Annotated in this window: 17 protein-coding genes; 2 read left to right on the forward strand and 15 right to left on the reverse strand. The window is 63.6% G+C overall.

What is annotated here, in order from left to right; all coding sequences use genetic code 11:
* Positions 1-59: 59 nt before the first annotated feature.
* From ACTNAU_RS08525 to ACTNAU_RS08555, 7 genes are all read right to left on the reverse strand, one after another.
* Entirely contained in the window at positions 60-770 is a 711-nt protein-coding gene (locus tag ACTNAU_RS08525) for an alpha/beta hydrolase (protein ID WP_441098165.1), read from the reverse strand.
* Positions 771-1,046: 276 nt separating this feature from the next.
* Entirely contained in the window at positions 1,047-1,349 is a 303-nt protein-coding gene (locus ACTNAU_RS08530) for an HIRAN domain-containing protein (RefSeq protein WP_256136465.1), read from the reverse strand.
* A 16-nt stretch (positions 1,350-1,365) separates the two neighbouring features.
* Entirely contained in the window at positions 1,366-1,506 is a 141-nt protein-coding gene (locus ACTNAU_RS08535) for a hypothetical protein (protein WP_185914776.1), read from the reverse strand.
* A 161-nt stretch (positions 1,507-1,667) separates the two neighbouring features.
* On the reverse strand, positions 1,668-2,678 hold the full coding sequence (locus ACTNAU_RS08540) for a helix-turn-helix transcriptional regulator (RefSeq protein WP_441098166.1): 1,011 nt from the start codon (positions 2,676-2,678) through the stop codon (positions 1,668-1,670).
* A gap of 15 nt (positions 2,679-2,693) precedes the next feature.
* Positions 2,694-3,110: a secondary thiamine-phosphate synthase enzyme YjbQ gene (locus ACTNAU_RS08545; protein WP_185914774.1), complete on the reverse strand. Its 417-nt coding sequence runs from the start codon at positions 3,108-3,110 to the stop codon at positions 2,694-2,696.
* Between the two features lie 14 nt (positions 3,111-3,124).
* Entirely contained in the window at positions 3,125-4,888 is a 1,764-nt protein-coding gene (locus ACTNAU_RS08550; RefSeq protein WP_441098167.1) for an Rqc2 family fibronectin-binding protein, read from the reverse strand.
* A complete protein-coding gene (locus tag ACTNAU_RS08555; protein ID WP_441098168.1) occupies positions 4,888-5,637 on the reverse strand; it encodes a Nif3-like dinuclear metal center hexameric protein in 750 nt (249 codons plus the stop codon). Before ACTNAU_RS08555 ends, ACTNAU_RS08550 begins: the two co-directional genes overlap by 1 nt.
* 832 nt (positions 5,638-6,469) lie before the next feature.
* On the opposite strand from ACTNAU_RS08555, the gene ACTNAU_RS08560 reads away from it, so the two are divergent.
* On the forward strand, positions 6,470-6,898 hold the full coding sequence (locus ACTNAU_RS08560) for a hypothetical protein (RefSeq protein ID WP_441098169.1): 429 nt from the start codon (positions 6,470-6,472) through the stop codon (positions 6,896-6,898).
* Between the two features lie 611 nt (positions 6,899-7,509).
* On the opposite strand, the gene ACTNAU_RS08565 is transcribed toward ACTNAU_RS08560, so the two are convergent.
* The 4 genes from ACTNAU_RS08565 to ACTNAU_RS08580 all read right to left on the reverse strand — a co-directional run bounded on the left by ACTNAU_RS08565 (position 7,510) and on the right by ACTNAU_RS08580 (position 11,147).
* The gene (locus ACTNAU_RS08565; protein WP_441098170.1) at positions 7,510-8,826 is read right to left on the reverse strand and encodes a WD40/YVTN/BNR-like repeat-containing protein; all 1,317 of its coding nucleotides are present in this window, start codon (positions 8,824-8,826) and stop codon (positions 7,510-7,512) included.
* A 102-nt stretch (positions 8,827-8,928) separates the two neighbouring features.
* Positions 8,929-9,585, reverse strand: a complete 657-nt coding sequence (locus ACTNAU_RS08570) for a class I SAM-dependent methyltransferase (RefSeq protein ID WP_185914770.1) — start codon at positions 9,583-9,585, stop codon at positions 8,929-8,931.
* Positions 9,566-10,834, reverse strand: coding sequence for an MFS transporter (locus ACTNAU_RS08575; RefSeq protein ID WP_441098171.1), 1,269 nt, complete (start codon positions 10,832-10,834; stop codon positions 9,566-9,568). Before ACTNAU_RS08575 ends, ACTNAU_RS08570 begins: the two co-directional genes overlap by 20 nt.
* Before the next feature lie 103 nt (positions 10,835-10,937).
* The gene (locus ACTNAU_RS08580; protein WP_185914768.1) at positions 10,938-11,147 is read right to left on the reverse strand and encodes a DUF1858 domain-containing protein; all 210 of its coding nucleotides are present in this window, start codon (positions 11,145-11,147) and stop codon (positions 10,938-10,940) included.
* A gap of 333 nt (positions 11,148-11,480) precedes the next feature.
* Here ACTNAU_RS08580 and ACTNAU_RS08585 point away from each other — a divergent pair, with 333 nt between their 5' ends.
* The gene (locus ACTNAU_RS08585; RefSeq protein WP_441098172.1) at positions 11,481-11,846 is read left to right on the forward strand and encodes a winged helix-turn-helix transcriptional regulator; all 366 of its coding nucleotides are present in this window, start codon (positions 11,481-11,483) and stop codon (positions 11,844-11,846) included.
* A gap of 200 nt (positions 11,847-12,046) precedes the next feature.
* On the opposite strand, the gene ACTNAU_RS08590 is transcribed toward ACTNAU_RS08585, so the two are convergent.
* The 4 genes from ACTNAU_RS08590 to ACTNAU_RS08605 all read right to left on the reverse strand — a co-directional run bounded on the left by ACTNAU_RS08590 (position 12,047) and on the right by ACTNAU_RS08605 (position 15,572).
* On the reverse strand, positions 12,047-12,439 hold the full coding sequence (locus tag ACTNAU_RS08590; RefSeq protein WP_441098173.1) for a VOC family protein: 393 nt from the start codon (positions 12,437-12,439) through the stop codon (positions 12,047-12,049).
* Positions 12,440-13,023: 584 nt separating this feature from the next.
* Positions 13,024-13,794: an amino acid ABC transporter ATP-binding protein gene (locus tag ACTNAU_RS08595; protein ID WP_441098197.1), complete on the reverse strand. Its 771-nt coding sequence runs from the start codon at positions 13,792-13,794 to the stop codon at positions 13,024-13,026.
* Between the two features lie 50 nt (positions 13,795-13,844).
* A complete protein-coding gene (locus ACTNAU_RS08600) occupies positions 13,845-14,660 on the reverse strand; it encodes an amino acid ABC transporter permease (RefSeq protein WP_441098174.1) in 816 nt (271 codons plus the stop codon).
* 72 nt (positions 14,661-14,732) lie between these two features.
* Positions 14,733-15,572, reverse strand: a complete 840-nt coding sequence (locus tag ACTNAU_RS08605) for a transporter substrate-binding domain-containing protein (RefSeq protein WP_185914764.1) — start codon at positions 15,570-15,572, stop codon at positions 14,733-14,735.
* Positions 15,573-15,780: the final 208 nt, after the last annotated feature.

Consider the following 15,780-nt stretch of genomic DNA (forward strand, 5'->3'; position numbering starts at 1 on the left):
GGTGTCAAGCCGGTTTGAATTGCTGAAATCACAGCCGCCGGGGTCCCTCATTCGCCCCCTCAAAGGCGGCTCGCCAGCCAGCGCAGCGCCCGCTCGTGGCGGGCGGTGATCCCGGTGATGTGGCCGCCCGGATTCCACTCCAACACGCACTGGTCGGGGGTCTCCAGCCGCCCTTGCAGCTGTTTACAGAGGGTGCGGGTACAGTCCCCCACCGGGGCCAACCGCGCCATCCGGGTGTGCTCCTCCCCCTCCCCTAAAGAGAGGTAGAAGAGGTCCCGCCCCCGCTGTGGCAACTTCTCCTCGGCGTACTCTCGCCAACCGTCGTACCAGAGGGAGCCCGAGAGGCTGGCAAAGGCCGCGAAGGGGGCGTTCGGTTGGGCCGCCGCCCAGAGGGCAAAAAGTCCCCCCAGCGAGTACCCCAGCAGGGCCGACCGCTCGCCGTCGGCCCCCAGGGCAGCCTCTGCCGCCTCTTTGGCCCGGCAGAGGCGGGGCAGGTATCCCGCCGCGCCGCCGCCAAAAGGCCTGTCCCCCTTTTTCAGGTTGGGGGCGGGCCAGGGGGTGTAGTCGTCGTCCCGGTTCCCGGTGCTGTGCAGCACCAGGGCCAGGGGCGGCAGGGCATCCCCCTCCCCCTCCAGCCCGGCCAGCAGTTCGGGCAGCATCCCCTCCACCATCTTGCCGTCCAGCAGGTGAACGGCGGGCATCCCCCGCTCCCAGCGCGCGGGCAGATAGCAGCGGGTCCCCTCCGGGCCAGTGCGCAGCGTTCCCTTCACAGAGCATTCCTCCCTCCCGGCGCGCCAGATCGCGCCGGTTTTTCTCCAGTATACCCCTGCAGACAGGGGGGCGCAACTCCCCCTACTGCTCCGGGCAGACCCGGCAGATGAGCTGGCTGCCCGCCACGAAGAGAATTCGCACCCAAAACACATCGGGCACCTGGCCGCAGAGAGGCAACCGGCGCTCATGTGCCCACTACAGGTCATCCTCTCGGCGCGCCAGACTGCGCCAATTTTTCTACAGTACCCCTACAGACAGGGGGGCGCAACTCCTCCTCACTGCTCCGGGCAGACCCGGCAGATGACCTGGCTGCCCGCCACAAAGAGGACCCGCACCCGGAATATATCGGGCACCTGGTCGTAGAGGCGGCCGGCGCTCATGGTCCCCTTGGCCACCGTGTAGGGACTGTTGGCCAGGTATCCCGCCTGACAGCTGGGGGACACCCCCACCCAGACGGCTTCGGCGTCGTGTGGGTTCTGGGGCTCTTTTTTGCAGATGAGCACCTGTCCGGGGGAGAACACCTCCGCGCCCAGGTAGTGCTTTCCCCCCACGACGGTCACAAAACGCTTTTTCTTCATCTGTGGTCCCTCCTTTTTACGCGGCCCGGTCGGGCAGCATCCAGCCGTCCCGCAAGTCCCGCAGGGCCTCCTGCTCGGTGTCGGCGGAAAACTGAAACCTCCCGCCCCTGTCGTACACTTCCACATGGCCGTTCACATAGCGAATCTCGCAATCCATCTCCCGTCCTCCTCACAGGTCGTCGGTTTTTGTTCTCTCTGGTACCAGTATACAAAACCAACTGTCCCATAAAACGGACTGTTTTTCTTATTCCCCCCACTGGGCGGGATTCTTTCTGGAATGCGACAAAAAAGGAGACAGCCGCAGGCTGTCTCCCCTCTCTATTGTTCCCCTTCCCCCTCCCCATAGGGGGCCAAGGTCTCTCTGGCGTAGCGCAGGTAGGCGTTTACCGCCTCCGGCGGCTCGAGGATGCGCGCCCCGGCCCCCAGGCCGAAGAGCCAGGACCAAAACTGGGGGCTGACCCTCACCTTGACCCGCACCGCAAACCCCTCTCCCACAGGGCGCAGGGGCGTCTCGGGGCCAAAGCGGTCAGCCACCACCCCCGCCAGAGCGGGGGCAAACCAGAGCAGCAGGGTCTCCTCCTCCCCGCCGAACATCCCAAATACCCCCTTGGAGTAGGCGCCCATGTCGAAATTGGCAAAGGCGTCCGCCCCCTCCCGGGGCATCTCCGGCAGTGGGCGGATGTGGGCCATCTTGTCCACCCGGTAGTGGCGGATGGCCTCCGCCCGGCTGTCGAAGGCGATGAGGTAGTAGTTTTCGTCGTCCCAGGTGAGGGCCCAGGGGCTGACCCGATAGGCCTGCCCGTCCCTGCGGGCCCGGCGGACAAACCGCCTCCCCCCGGGGGCCAGGGCCCACTCCTCGTAGACAAAGGAGACCTGCACCCCCTGGGAGATGGCTCCGTGCAGGGCGTCCACACTGAAGTAGACCGCCTCGTTCTCGGTCTTGACCCGGCCGGCCACATAGACCTGGCGCTGCAGCTGGCGGGCCTGGTGGGCGCTGCAGAGCCCCTCCACCTTGCCGATGAGCTGGTCGGACTTGCGCCGGGTGATGAACTTGCAGGCCTGCACCGCGTCCACCAGCAGCTTCAGTTCAGGCAGCTGAAAGGGGCGCTCGGCCACAAAGTAGCGCCGTCCCTCCCGCATCACGTCCAGCCCGTAAAGGCGCAGGGTCTCGATGTCGTCGTAGAGGCTCTTGCGCTCGGCGGCCAGCCCCCGCCCCTCCAACTCGCCCTGCAGCTGGGCCAGGGTGAGGCCGTGCTCCTCGTCGGTCTGGCGCAAGAGGATCTCCCGCAGGGCCAGCAGTCGGCCCTTCTGTCCCCCGCTCTTGGCCACAGCCCTTCCCCCTCTCTACTCGCCGATGATCTTGATTAAAACCCGCTTGTCCCGCATCCCGTCGAACTCAAAGTAAAAAATCTGTTCCCAGGTGCCGAAATCCAGCCGGCCGCCGGTGATGGCGCAGACCACCTCCCGCCCCATGACGGTGCGCTTGAGGTGGGCGTCGGCGTTGTCCTCAAAGCCGTTGTGGTCGTACTGGCTGTAGGGCTTTTCCGGGGCCAGCCGCTCCAGCCAGCGCTCGTAGTCCCGGTGGAGACCCGCCTCGTCGTCGTTGATAAAGACGCTGGCGGTGATGTTCATGGCGTTGACCAGGCAGAGCCCCTCTCTGACCCCGCTCTCGTCGATGGCCTGCTGCACCTGGGGGGTGATGTTCACCAGTCCCCGCCGGGCAGGCAGGTGAAAGTGAAGCTCCTTGCGGTGGGATCTCACAGCGCTCTCTCCTCTCACTTCTTCTGCAACCGGCGGCAGAGTTCCGGGTCGGGGGTGACATAGGCCGAGTAGTTTTGCTCGAACACCACCATCCCCGGCTTGGCGCCGGCGGGTTTTTTGATATTTTTCACCAGAGTGTAATCCACCGCCACCTGGGCGGCATCCCCGGCCTTGGAGTGGGTGGCGGCGATGGTGGCCGCCTGGGTGAAGGCCCGCACCGGGATGGCGTCAAAGTCCTCCCCCCCGGTCAGCAGGATGGCGTGGCTGCCGGCGATGTCCTTGGTGTGAAACCAGATGTCGGTCTTCTCGGCCAACTTGGTGGTGAGCTGGTCGTTTTGGGTGTTGTTGCGCCCCACCAGCAGGGTGTAGCCGTCGTCGAGGACAAATTCCAGGGGGCCGCGCATCTTGGGGCGGTTCCCCTTCTTCCCAGCCCGGCGCAGGTAGCCCTGGTCGCAGAGCTCCTGGCGGATGACCGCCAGCTCGTCCTCCCCGGTGGCCCGGGTCAGGCTGTCAAAGACGCTCTCCAAGTAGCGGATCTCCTCCTCCCCCTGTTCGATGAGGGCTTTGAGCTTCTCCTCGGCGGTGCAGAGCTTGCGGTATTTTTTGTAGTAGGCCTGGGCGTTCTGGGCCGGGGTCAGCCGCGGGTCCAGGGGGATCTCCACCGTCTCCCCCGCCTCGCTGTAGTAATTCGTCACCTTGGCCACCCGGTCGCCCTTCTGTATTTGGTAGAGGGCGCTCTGCAGCAGGTCGCCGCGGACCCGCAGCTCCTCCCGCTGGGCGCAGGCAGTCAGCTCCTCCCGCTGGGCGGTCACCCGGCGCTCGATGCGCTCGATGCGCCCCATCAGCAGGTGGAAGAGGTCGGCCGAGCGCTGCTTGGCCCGGTGGTAGGCGTCCTTCCCGGTGTAAAAGGCGTCGAGCATCTCCCCCAGGGTGGGGTAGCGGCGGGTCTCAAAGGGGTAGCCGAACTGGTGCAGCTCCATAAAGGAAAAATCCTTGGGGGCCTTCTGCGCGTCCAACACCACCGTGGGGGTGCAGTCCCCCGAGGTGACCGTCTCCTGCATCTGCCCCAGGAAAAACCGCAGCCGGTCCAGCTGTGCAGAGGTGAGTTCCCCACAGGGTCCCCCCTTGGTGACGTAGTGTTCGATTTCCCCCGCCACCACCGGCGAGATGCCAGCCAGGGTCTTCATGCAGGCCCGGTGCAGGTCCCCGTCAAAGCGGGCGGCCACCGCCTCGGCCAACTCCTCCTTGCTGTGAGAGAGGAGCCAGAGCTTGTTCTGGGCCGGGGGGAGGGTGTACTTTCCGGTAGGCAGGATCTGCCGCACCGAGGACATGCTCATGTCCACTCGCTTCACCGCGTCCAGGATGGTGCCGTCCTCGGTGAGGAGGACGATGTTGGAGTGGCGGCCCATGATCTCGATGACCAGACTCAGGCGCACCGCGTCGCCGATCTCGTTGCGGCAGTCAAAGTCCAGAAAGGCGATGCGCTCCCCCTCGGGCTGGCGGATGTCCACCAACCGCCCGCCGGAGAGGTGTTTGCGCAGCAGCATGCAGAACATGGGCGGGGTGGCGGGGTTGGGATACTGCTCCCCGGTCAGGTGGATGCGGGGGGCATCGGCCCGGGCCGAGAGAAAGAGCTTTCCCCCGATCTCCCCCTGTCCCGAGAGGGTGAGCACCAGCTCCTCCTTCGAGAGCTGGTGGATCTTGGTGATCCGCCCCCCCAGCACCTTTTGGCGCAGCTCACCGCAGAGCAGGTGAAGGGTCAATGCGTCCAGAGCCATTAGAAAAACACCTCCACATCTCGCTGGGTCGAGGGGAAAACCCGCTCCACCCCCGCCCCTTCCAGCAGCGCCTGCAGGGCGGGCAGCACCACCTGCTCGGTGGCAAAGTGGCCCGCCGCCACCAGGGTGATCCCCCGGTGGGCGGCCTCCAGAAACTCGTGGTACTTGCACTCACCGGTGAGGAGGGCGTCGGCCCCCATGGCCTGGGCCTCCTCCACCATGCCGCCGTCCATGGCCCCGCTGCAGAGGGCCACCGTCTCCACCGAGCCCTGCCCCAGGGCGCAGCGCACCCCGGAGGCGCCCAGGGCGGTCTTTACCTGCGAGGCAAAGGCTGCCGGGGCCAGGGGCCGCGCCAGCCGGCCGATGCGGCCCAGCCCGTCGGGGCGGAAGGGGGCCAGCTGCCCCAGCCCCACCGCGGCGGCCAGACAGTCGTTGACCCCGCCCTGGGCGATGTCCAGGTTGGTGTGCATCGAGATGACCGACAGCCCCTCTGCCGCCAGGCGGTGGGGCAGCGACCCGGCCTCCAGCCGGCGCAGACCGCCGAAGATGACCGGGTGGTGGGTCACGATCAGGTTGGCCCCGTGGGAGAGGGCCGAGTCAATGACCCCATCGGTGACGTCCAGGGCCAGTTCCACCCCCGTCACTGCGGCCTCGCCGTCCCCAATCAAAAGGCCCACATTGTCCCAGCTCTCGGCCAGGGCGGTGGGGAAGTGCTCCTCCAACAGAGCCAATATCTCTTTGATGCGCATACCTATACTCCTTCTCAAAAAAGCGGGCTCGCCCGCGAAAATTTTCCATTCAGTGCGACCCCCGCGGGGCACAAACGGCCTGTGTGGCTCCCCTCCGTCTTTGGCCGCGGGGAAGGCCCCGCTCGCCACCCCCGCCCCACGGGGTGGAAAGGGGGGCCAAACGGTTGGGGGAGGGTAGAGGCCGAGCGGGCCCTCGGCCGCCTGTCTTTACTGCGCTCACAGGCTCCACCAAGACCGGGAGCACAGGGCACAGCGCCGCCATGCGGTTATTATACCACAAGCGCCGCGGGATTTGGCTGTGGAGCAGGGAGCAAACGTCGTTTGCGCACCCGCCTGACCATCCCCGGCATCATCGCTACTGTATGGCTGGTATACCGCAAGCGCCGGGCACGCCGCGGGATTTGGCCGTGGAGCGGGGGGCAAACGGCGTTTGCGCGCCCGCCTGGCCATCCCCGGCATCATCGCCACTGTGTGGCTATTATACCACATCCCCTGCCAAAATCGTAGACGGCGGGGAGACAGTCCCGCCGGAGATCCCCGGGCTGGCTCCGCCCGTTTCACCGGCCGGCCTTGTGGCGGCCGAGCGGACATGGTAGAATGGGAAAACGCCGGTTTTCACCGGGCGGAGGAAGCGCGCACATTCCAGAGAACTGCCCGGCGAGCACGGCGCGAATGGGCAGAGATAGGAGGCCGTGGCCTGCAACAAGGCTATTTTCAGTAAATTTTCCATTGACCTTGCCCCCCTGCGCCATCCTGGGGGAGGTCCCCGACAAAGGGCCGCAGCGTTGCCGGGAGGCAGAGAGATGGGGCCGACATCGCGCTGTTTCCCGAGATGTGGAGCAGCGAATACAGCATCTGCGACCGCCCTGTGTGCGAGTGGCTGAACGACGCCGTTCCGGCGGACAGCGCCTTTGTCAGGGCGGTCGGCGACCTCGCTGGAGAACTGGGGACGGCGATCGGCATCTCCCGTTTGGAGAAATGCGGCCCCCTCCCCCGCAACTCGCTCATTCCATTCCACCGATTGGGAAAGCAGCCATTCGTCTACGCCATGGTGCACACCTGCGATTTTGGGGCGGAGAAAAACCCGGCGCCCGGCGGGGACTTCTGCGTCGCCGACCTCGACACCGCCTGCGGCGAGGCGGGTGTGGGGGCGAGGAGGGCATTTACATCGCCGAACTCGACCTCGAGCAGCTGTGCAGTTACCGCGAAAGGGGGGTGCGCGGGAACGCGTAGCGGCGACCCCAAAAATACAGCCTTCTGATCGACACGGCGATCGCCCCATCCTCCCTCCGGGACGACCGCCGGGGGGAGGGAGAACAGGCGGCCATTTCCCCTTTGGCGGAACGGTTGAGGGCCCTGTCTCTGCCCTTCGCCCCTTGCCCTTCACCCTCTGCCAAAGGGCGGCCCTAAGCAAGGAGCTGCCCTCGGCAGGACAGCCATTTGAGAGGAGGAGACGACAATGAACCGAGAAGACTGCCCGTGCAAGAGGAAAAAATGCAAGCGGCACGGCGATTGCGAGGCCTGTAGAGCCCACCACGCCAAGTCCAGACGAAAGCTTCCCTGCGAACAGGGGAAAAAGCCCCTTCCCCCGCCGGAGAACAGCGCCGTTTAAAGGGCGGGCTCCCCGCCCAGCGGGATGACCTCACCCGTCCGGTATCCGGCGCGGCAATCCCCTTTTCAAGGGACGGGGCGGCTTTCCCTTCCCCTTGCCTTACACCCCCACCTCGCCCTGGGCGCGTTTAGAGGAAAAATTTACAAACAGGGGCCGCTCCCTCTATGGGAACAGCCCCTGTTTTTGCCTTCAGGGCGCAGCCGGCGGGGGCGAAAAGAGGGAGGGGGGCCGCGCCTCAGCCCGGTGCGGCCCCCCTTTTATCACCCCAGATCCTCCCGCCGCTGACTCAACAGCTCGTCGGGGAAGCTGTCGCTGCAGAGGCTCCAGTGCTCCCCCCAATCGTCGCTGGCAAACCAGAGGGCGGTCTCGGCGGCGTCCCCGTCGTCCCCTTGGGCCACCGGCAGCAGCCCGTACTGCCCGTCAAAAATCGGCGGCTGCACCGCCCCGTAACCCCCCTCGTACTCGGCCGGGAGGGCCACTTCACACCGCTGCCAGCTGTCGCCCCCGTCGGCGGTGCGGTAGAGGCAGGGCAGCCCGTTTTCCGGCCGGTAGCAGAGAAAACCCACCTTCTCGCTGACAAATTTGGCGCCGATCACCAAGCTGGTCTTTCCCTGCGCGGCGGGGGTGGCGGTGGGCCGCCAGGTCTTCCCCCCGTCGGCGGTCAGGTAGACGCTGCAGCCCTCCTGGCTCATGGTCCGCCCGGCGCTAAAGACCGCATAGCCGCCGGTGTCGCTCCAAAAGCCGATGGCGCGAAAGCGGGTCTTCGCCCCCGACGAGGCCACTGCCGACTCCTCCCAGCTCGCTCCCCGGTCGCTTGAGAGCAGGGCCTTCAGCTCCTCGCCGTCCTGGTAGAAGATGGCCGTCTTCTCCTGGGTGACCCAGACCGCCCCCGGCGGCACAAATTCCTGGGCCTGTTGGTCGGGGCTGTACAGTTTGGCCACTGCCAGCGGGCCCTCCACCCATTCCAGCCCGCCGTTGTAGCTGATTTCCAGAGTGGGCTCTTTCTGGTAGAGGCCGGTGCGGTACTGGCAGCGCCCGTCCCAGCCCCGCTTGGCCTGAGCTGCCGCCGCATCGGCCTGGGCGGCGCTCAAGGCGTAGTCGGGGCCGTCGTAGGGGGGCAGGTCCCCGGCCTCCACCAGGTCGCCCAGTTCAGTCAGGGCATACCCATCCGCCCCGTAGCGGACGATCCGCATCTGCGCGGTGCCGCTCTGCCCGTCGTCCAGGCAGCCGGCCAGCAGGCCGGGGGCCCCCGCGTCGGCCGAGAGGGTGAACCCCAGCTCAGCGGTGTACTCCCCCCGCCCGCCGGCCAGCACATTTCTGGGGTAGCCGGGGGTCAGCTGGGCCCCCTGGCTGGCAGCGTATTGGATCAGCAGCTGTTTGGCAATGTCCAGCAGCCCGGCACTGTCCGTCTCCACCGCGGCCAGCGCGCCCTCTGGCGGCTGGGCGGCGGTGACCGGCGGGGAAGAGACCTCCCCTTCCGGCGGAATGCCATCCCCACTCCCCTGCTGACAGCCGGTCAAACAGCCCGCCGCCAGCGCCAGCGCCAGCAGCCAGACCCAGCCTCTGCATCTCTTCACAGAAATCCACTCCCTCTTTCCATATTGCGGGGAAAATCGGGGCGCAAAAGCGGCCTGCCTTCCCACCAGTGAGACTGGCCGGGAGGGCCGCCCGTTACACACTCAGTACAGCTTTTTGATCTCCACGATCAGCTCTTCGATGTGGGCGGCGTCCTTCCCCTGGGCCAGCAGCCCCTGTTTCTGGCTGTAGAGCTGCCCCAACACCTTTTCGTAGTAGAGGGCCCGCTCCTCCCCCGCACTCAAGGGGACTAGGCCCACCAGGCTCATGAGGGGGGAGATCCGCTTGGGCTCCCCGCTGTAGGTCGCCAACATCACCGTGTAGACCCGGCCGCGGTCGCAGACCACCTGCTCCTTCACCAGCTCAAACCCGGCCTTGTACAGGTCGATGCGCAGCTGGCCGGCCCGGCTCATGGGCTGCAGCACCAGGGTCTTGCCCGGCGCCCGCAGCCGCTCGTCGGCGAGGACGATGCTGGCAATCAGCTCGCCCCCCATCCCCGCGGCGATGACGGTGTCGGTCTCGGGCACCCCCTGCAGCCCGTCGGTGCAGATGCAGCTCACCGCCAGGCCGTTTCGCTCGGCCAGCCGCCGCGCCTTCTGCAGCGAGGGCTCTGAGATGTCGCAGGCATAGCCCTTGGTGACCCGCCCGCTCTCCACCAGGTGGCAGATCAGGTAGCCGTGGTCACAGCCGATGTCGGCCGCCGTGCCCGGGGGCACCAGGGCCGCCACCGCCTGCAGCCGCTTATCCGGCAATCGTATCAACGCGCTCTCCTCCCCTCTGTGCGTCGGTTTTGTCCATCTGTCTTTGCATGGTCTTCATCAGGAAGTTGCTGATGTACTGGCTGGCCCCCAACACCAAAAGCCCGGTGATGGTGGCCACGGTGGTCTGGGGCAGCATGGAGATGACCGCCATGCCGGCCGCGCCGCCAAAGCCCATGCAGAACTGGGAGAGGGTGATAAACTCCCCGCTGAGGCCCTGGCCGCCCGGCGTCTTCTTCACCGACAGGTAGAACATGCTGGTGTAGCCGTTGTCCAGCCAGCAGCCGAAAAAGCTGTTGACCGCCGAAAACAGGAGGATGGTGGTCACGTCCATCCGCCAGTAGAGGGAGGCGGTGGTCGCCACCAGGACACTCACCGAGATGTGCAGCAGCTTCACCCGGTTCTCCCGCTTCATCAGCCGCCCGCAGACCCAGCTGGCCAGGATGGCGCTGATGCCCACCAGCACGTTGTTGACACCCACCAACAGCTCGCTCTGGATGATGCGAAAGAGGAGGATGTTGAGGAAGAAGTTAAACACCCCCGAGCGAAAGCCCTTGATCAGCTCCGAGGCCACAAACATCCGCCAGAGGGGGGAGCGCACGGCGATCTGCGCCATCTTCTTGTACTGGGTCTTTTGCGAGTTGAAGGTGATGCGGGGCATCCGCACCACCTTGTACATGGCCACCGCCGCCACCGCCGCCGAGAGGCCAAAGACCACGTAGTAGCCGGTGAGCCCCTCAAAGCGGGAGATGAGAAAGCCCGAGAGAAAGGGCATGGCCAGGCTGACGATCCCCCTGGCAAAGGCCATGAAGGAGACGGTCTGGTCGGTGTTCCCCTCGCTGGAAAACTGGGAGACCGCGTTGGCGTAGGTGATGAAGAAGAACGACTGCCCCATGGCCGCCAAAAAGGCGATGAGCACCACAAAGTCGTCCAGCCGGTTCATCACCGTGAAAAAGGTGACATACATCACCAAAAAGTCGGCGATGGCCACCGTAAAGGTGAATTTGGCCGAAAAGCGCCGCATGCAGGCCACTGTTGCCACGGTGAAAAAGGGGCCCAAAATGGAGACCACCGTGTTGTAGAACATGGTGACCCCGCTGTCCCCCGTCAGCTTGATAAACAGGGTGTTTATGAACATGGTGTGCAGGTTGGTGAAGATGAGATAGCACAGATAGATCTGCAGCACCTTCAAAAAGTCCGGGTTGAGGCCCTCCATCCCCAACATCTGTCGCAACCGGCTGTTCTTTGCCACACAAACTCCTCCTCTTTTTTCAAAGCGCCGTCTCCGGCGCGGGCGCAGCCGCATGCGCCCAACGGGAAGGGGCCGCGAGACATTTGTCCCGGGGCCCCGCCCGTTATGCCTCTTTCGAGGCTAGGTATTGGTTGATGTTTGCCACCAGGGTGTCGCAATCCATCCCGTGCACCATACAGGCTTCGGCCAGACTCTCGCCCTGCGAGGCGGGGCAGCCGACACAGTGCATGCCGGCCTCCATCAAAATGGGGGCGATCCCCTCCGCGTCGATGCGCAGCAGTTCGCCAATCAAGATCTCGGGTGTAACAGTCATTTCGATACGCTCCTTTTGGTTGAAAAGTTTACCGAATGACTCTATTATAGCCTGTTCTTCCCCCCAACACAACCCCTGCAGGGGCCATTTTCTCTGGTGTTTCTGTCACAATTTCACTTCCGTTTTCCGTGCATAAAGACAGTTTTGAGCCGTTCTCTCCTCTCTCTTATCCGCCCTTCCCCGAGGCGCGGCAAAACCCGTGAAGCGGTGGCGAGAGGGAGATTTTTTCTCGCCTCCCGTTTGTGCTGTTTCCTTTTTTAGTATACAATGGGAGAAAGCCGATTTACAAGTACGCACTTTCTGGTGCGCTACTCACCAAAAGGAGAGTCGCCCATGAGCCCCAGCCAGCGCCCCCTCAACGAAAAGCCCTTCCTGTACGCCATGTCCCTCATCGAGGGCAAGTGGAAGCTACACATCCTCTTCTGGCTCTGCCGGGAGGGGACGCTGCGCTACGGCGAATTGAAGCGGGCCCTCCCCGGCATCACCCATAAGATGCTCTCCGCCCAGCTCAAGGAGCTGGAGCGCGACAGCCTCGTCATCCGTCGGGAGTACCCCCAGGTCCCCCCCAAGGTAGAGTACCGCCTCTCCCGCCGGGGCCACTCCCTCATCCCCATCCTGATCGCCCTCTCCGACTGGGGGGCCGACCACCTGCCCGAAGATTGGGGGGAGGGTTCGTCCCCGAAGGTCACAGCTCGGTGATAGGCTCGCCCTCCCTGTTGTAAAAAGTGTCGATAGCAAGCTCGGCAAACCGGCCTCCGTCAAAATGGTCATAAAAAACAAACAAACGCAACCCGTACAAATTGCGCTTATTTATTTGCCGCCCGCCCTCATGGAAGTGCCCCTACCGATCAGGCGCATTCAACTGACCTCATAAATTTTCATTTGACGGGCTTTAACTCTTACAGCCAAGGCATAACCGGAGGCAGTATACAGAACGGATGTCCCGCAGGGTCGATCATCACCCGCCAACGGTCGTCATATTGGTACTCCGATATGCTTGCGCCGCACGACAAGGCATATCTCACCCCTTCTTCCACATCCTGAACGTGAAAATCCAAATGCGCCATTTGCTGCTGCTCATCTGGTGTCGCAGGCCACACGGGCGGCACATAGTCATTCACCTGTTGAATGGTGAGCCAAGTTGGCGTTCCTGTTTGTTCCAAATTTACTAAGACTGTATACTCTTCCCCCTTGAACCGCGTCCAGCCAAGCAATTTTTCATAAAATGCAGACAGCTCGTCCGCGTGATCAGAATCCAAAACGACATTCCATCCCACAAGGTCAAGCGCCATTATACGATCCCCTCCCCATTTTCTAATCTGACAGGTATGCCTTCTCCTCCTAACGTGTACTGTTTTTCATGATACCTTACAGGCGATTCTTTCTCAAGGCAATGCGATAAAATCAGCGGAGCTTTTAGCGGACACACCATATCTGCAACCGGGCCGATTCGACCCAACACTTGACAGCCCTCCTTTCCCCTATCCCCATGGTAGGGCCCGGCCTTTTTGAAAGACGGTCTTGCCTGTGAAAAACCGCAAAGCGCTGCTGATTGCCGCCCTCTATCCAGCTCTCTTTGTCACCCCTGAAACGCAGGCCCTTCTGCCTCGATCTGTTGGCCACGGCCGCCATTCCCTGTGAAGCCATCTCTCTTCCTTCATTGGCGACCACCTGCCCCTCCCCCCCTGCAAGGTGAGTTGGCAGGCCATCGGGCCGTTTTCCCCCTTCTCCCGACTGCATCGGCCTCTCCCCAACCGCCGGCAAGAGCTGCGCGCCGACGAAAAAAGCGTCGTTATCTCCCCGCGCCATGACTTTCCCATCCAAACGCAAAACAGCCCCCGGCCGCACAGATGGCGGTCGGGGGCTGTTCTCCCTTTTACAGTCGGTGCATAAACCGGCTCAAAAATTCTCTGGTCTTGGGGTTTCGGGGGTTGCCGAAAATCACCTCCGGGGTGTCGTCTTCGGCGATGAAACCGTCGAGCATGAAGACCGTTCGGTCGGACACCTCGCGGGCAAACTCCATCTCGTGGGTGACCACCACCATGGTCATCCCCTCGTGGGCCAGCTGTTTCATCACCCCCAGCACCTCGCCCACCATCTCCGGGTCCAAAGCCGAGGTGGGCTCGTCGAAGAGGAGGACGTCCGGCTTCATGGCCAGGGCGCGGGCGATGGCCACCCGCTGCAGCTGCCCGCCCGAGAGCTGGGCCGGCTTGGCGTCGATGTAGGGCACCATCCCCACCTTGTAGAGGTAGCGCAGGGCCAGCTCGCGGGACTCCTGCTTTCCCTTTTTCAGCACGTACCGGGGACCGGCCATGCAGTTTTCCAGCACCGTCTGGTTGGCGAAGAGGTTGAAGGACTGAAAGACCATCCCCACCTTGGCCCGATAGCGGTTCCAGTCAAAGCCGTCCCCGCCGGCCAGCTGGCCATGGTAGTAAATTTCTCCCCCGCTGGGGATTTCCAGCCGGTTGATACACCGCAGCAGGGTCGATTTGCCCGAGCCCGAGGCCCCGATGACGCAGACCACCTCGCCCTGGTGTACCGTAAAGTCGATGTCCCGCAGCACCACATGGGTGCCAAAGGTCTTTTGCAGGTGCCGCACCTTTAGGATCGATTCCCGCTGCCACAGCTCCCGCAGGGCCGGGGACATCTCGTCCCCGCCCGGCCCTGCGCTCCGGCACTCCTGTACTGCCTGCCCGCTCATCTCGCCGCCTCCTTTTGCATCTCCGCCTTCTCCCGGTCGCTCTCCGCCGCGATCGCCTTGAGTTCGGGGATGGAGGCGGGGTCTGCCAACTCATAGTCCCGGGGGCCGTTCATCCGCCGCTCCACCAGGTGGAGCAGGGCGTTTGCCAGGGTGGTGAGCACCAGGTAGATGCAGCTGACCACAAAGAACACCTCAAAGTATCTAAAGTAGACGCCCGCCGCCGACCGGGCCGCGTAGAACAGCTCGTTCACAGTGATGACGCTGAGCACCGAGGTGTCTTTGATGTTGCTGACTAGGTAGTTGCCGATTTGGGGGGTGATGTTGCGAAACGCCTGGGGTACCACCACCGAGAGCATGGTCCTGCCGTGGGACATGCCGATGGCCTTGGCCCCTTCGATCTGGCCCGGGTCAATGGACTGAATGCCGCCCCGCACCGTCTCGCACATGTAGGCGCCGGTGTTGATGGAGACCACCAGCAGCCCCGCCATCAGGGGCTGAAAGTGCACCCCGAAGATGGCGGCTGCACCGTAGAAGATCACCATCGCCTGCACCATCATGGGGGTGCCGCGGAAAACCCAGACGTAGAAGCGGATGATCGCCCAGACGATGTTCATTCCCACCCGCTTGAAGAGATTGTCCTCCTTGGTGAGGGGGATGGTGCGCACCGTCCCCGCCAAAAAGCCGATGATACAGCCCAGCAGGGTGCCCAGCACCGCCAGGTAGACCGAGGTGCCGGCCCCCTTTAAAAAGGCGACGCCGTACTTCTCGGCGATAAACGCCACCCATCCGAAAAATGTGGTGGGCAAATTCATGGTTTCTCTCCCCTTTTTCTTTGATCGCTCATCCCGTTACAAGGGGGCGCGCCCGCCCCACGCGAAAGACCGCTACTGGTTGACCGGCTGCACCTCGATGGCGTGGCGGAGCATCTCCTCCTTCTCCTCCTCGGTGATCTGGCCCAGGGCGGCGTTGAGCTTTTCCTTCACATCACTGCGTTTTTTGCTGACGGCGATCCCCAGGTCGGTGTCCTCGTCGGAGAGCTGGAACCCGCTCCCCTCGGCCAGCTTGACCATGGCCAGGTCGGGGTTGGCCGCCACGGCTGACAGGGCGGTGGGCTCATCCATCAAGAGCATATCCACTATGCCCGACTGCAGCGAGACAATCATGGCCGGCACGTTGTCCATGGCGGGCATCTTGTTGACATTCGGGATCTGGTCGATGATGTCGTACCACAGGGTGTTGAGCATCGAGGTGCAGCTGGCGCCCGACAGGTCCTGCAGTTTGGTCTTGCCGGCGTACTTGCTGTCCTTTTTCACCAGGGCCACGATCTGGCTGCGGTAGTAGCAATCGGTAAAGTCCATCGAGGCCTTGCGCTCGTCGGTGATGCTGATGGCCGAGATGGCGCAGTCGATGGTGCCCGTCTGCACCCCCAGCAGCAGCCCCTCCCAGTCGATCTTGTAGGCCTCCATCCGGTAGCCGGCCTTGTCGCAAAGCTGCTTCATCAGCTCCACCTCAAAGCCATAGGTGTACTCATTGCTGCCGGTGATGGGCACCGCCCCGTTGGAATCGTCCAGCTGGGTCCAGGTAATGGGGGCGGTCATGCACTCAAACCCGACCTTTAAGACTGGGCGGTCATCGCCGTTTGCCGCAGATTTGTCCCCGCAGCCGGTCAGGGGCAGACAGAGGGCCGCCGCCAACGCCATAGCGATGATTCGTTTCCCTTTCACGATAAAAACCTACCTTTCCATCTTGCCTTTCGGCAATGCCACTTTCCAATAAGGCCGGGGGCGGGTCAATCACCCGCCCCCTCGCCTTTGCCTGTATTATAGTGACTTGCCCCCTTCTTTTCAATGCGCTGGGGAGAGGTTTTATGCTATCTTAACGATTCCACTGCCATTATTTACATTGTATTCCATCATTGGTTACAAAATATGC

Source organism: Bittarella sp. HCP28S3_D9 (assembly GCF_052065655.1).
GTDB classification, from domain to species: Bacteria; Bacillota; Clostridia; order Oscillospirales; family Ruminococcaceae; genus Bittarella; species Bittarella massiliensis.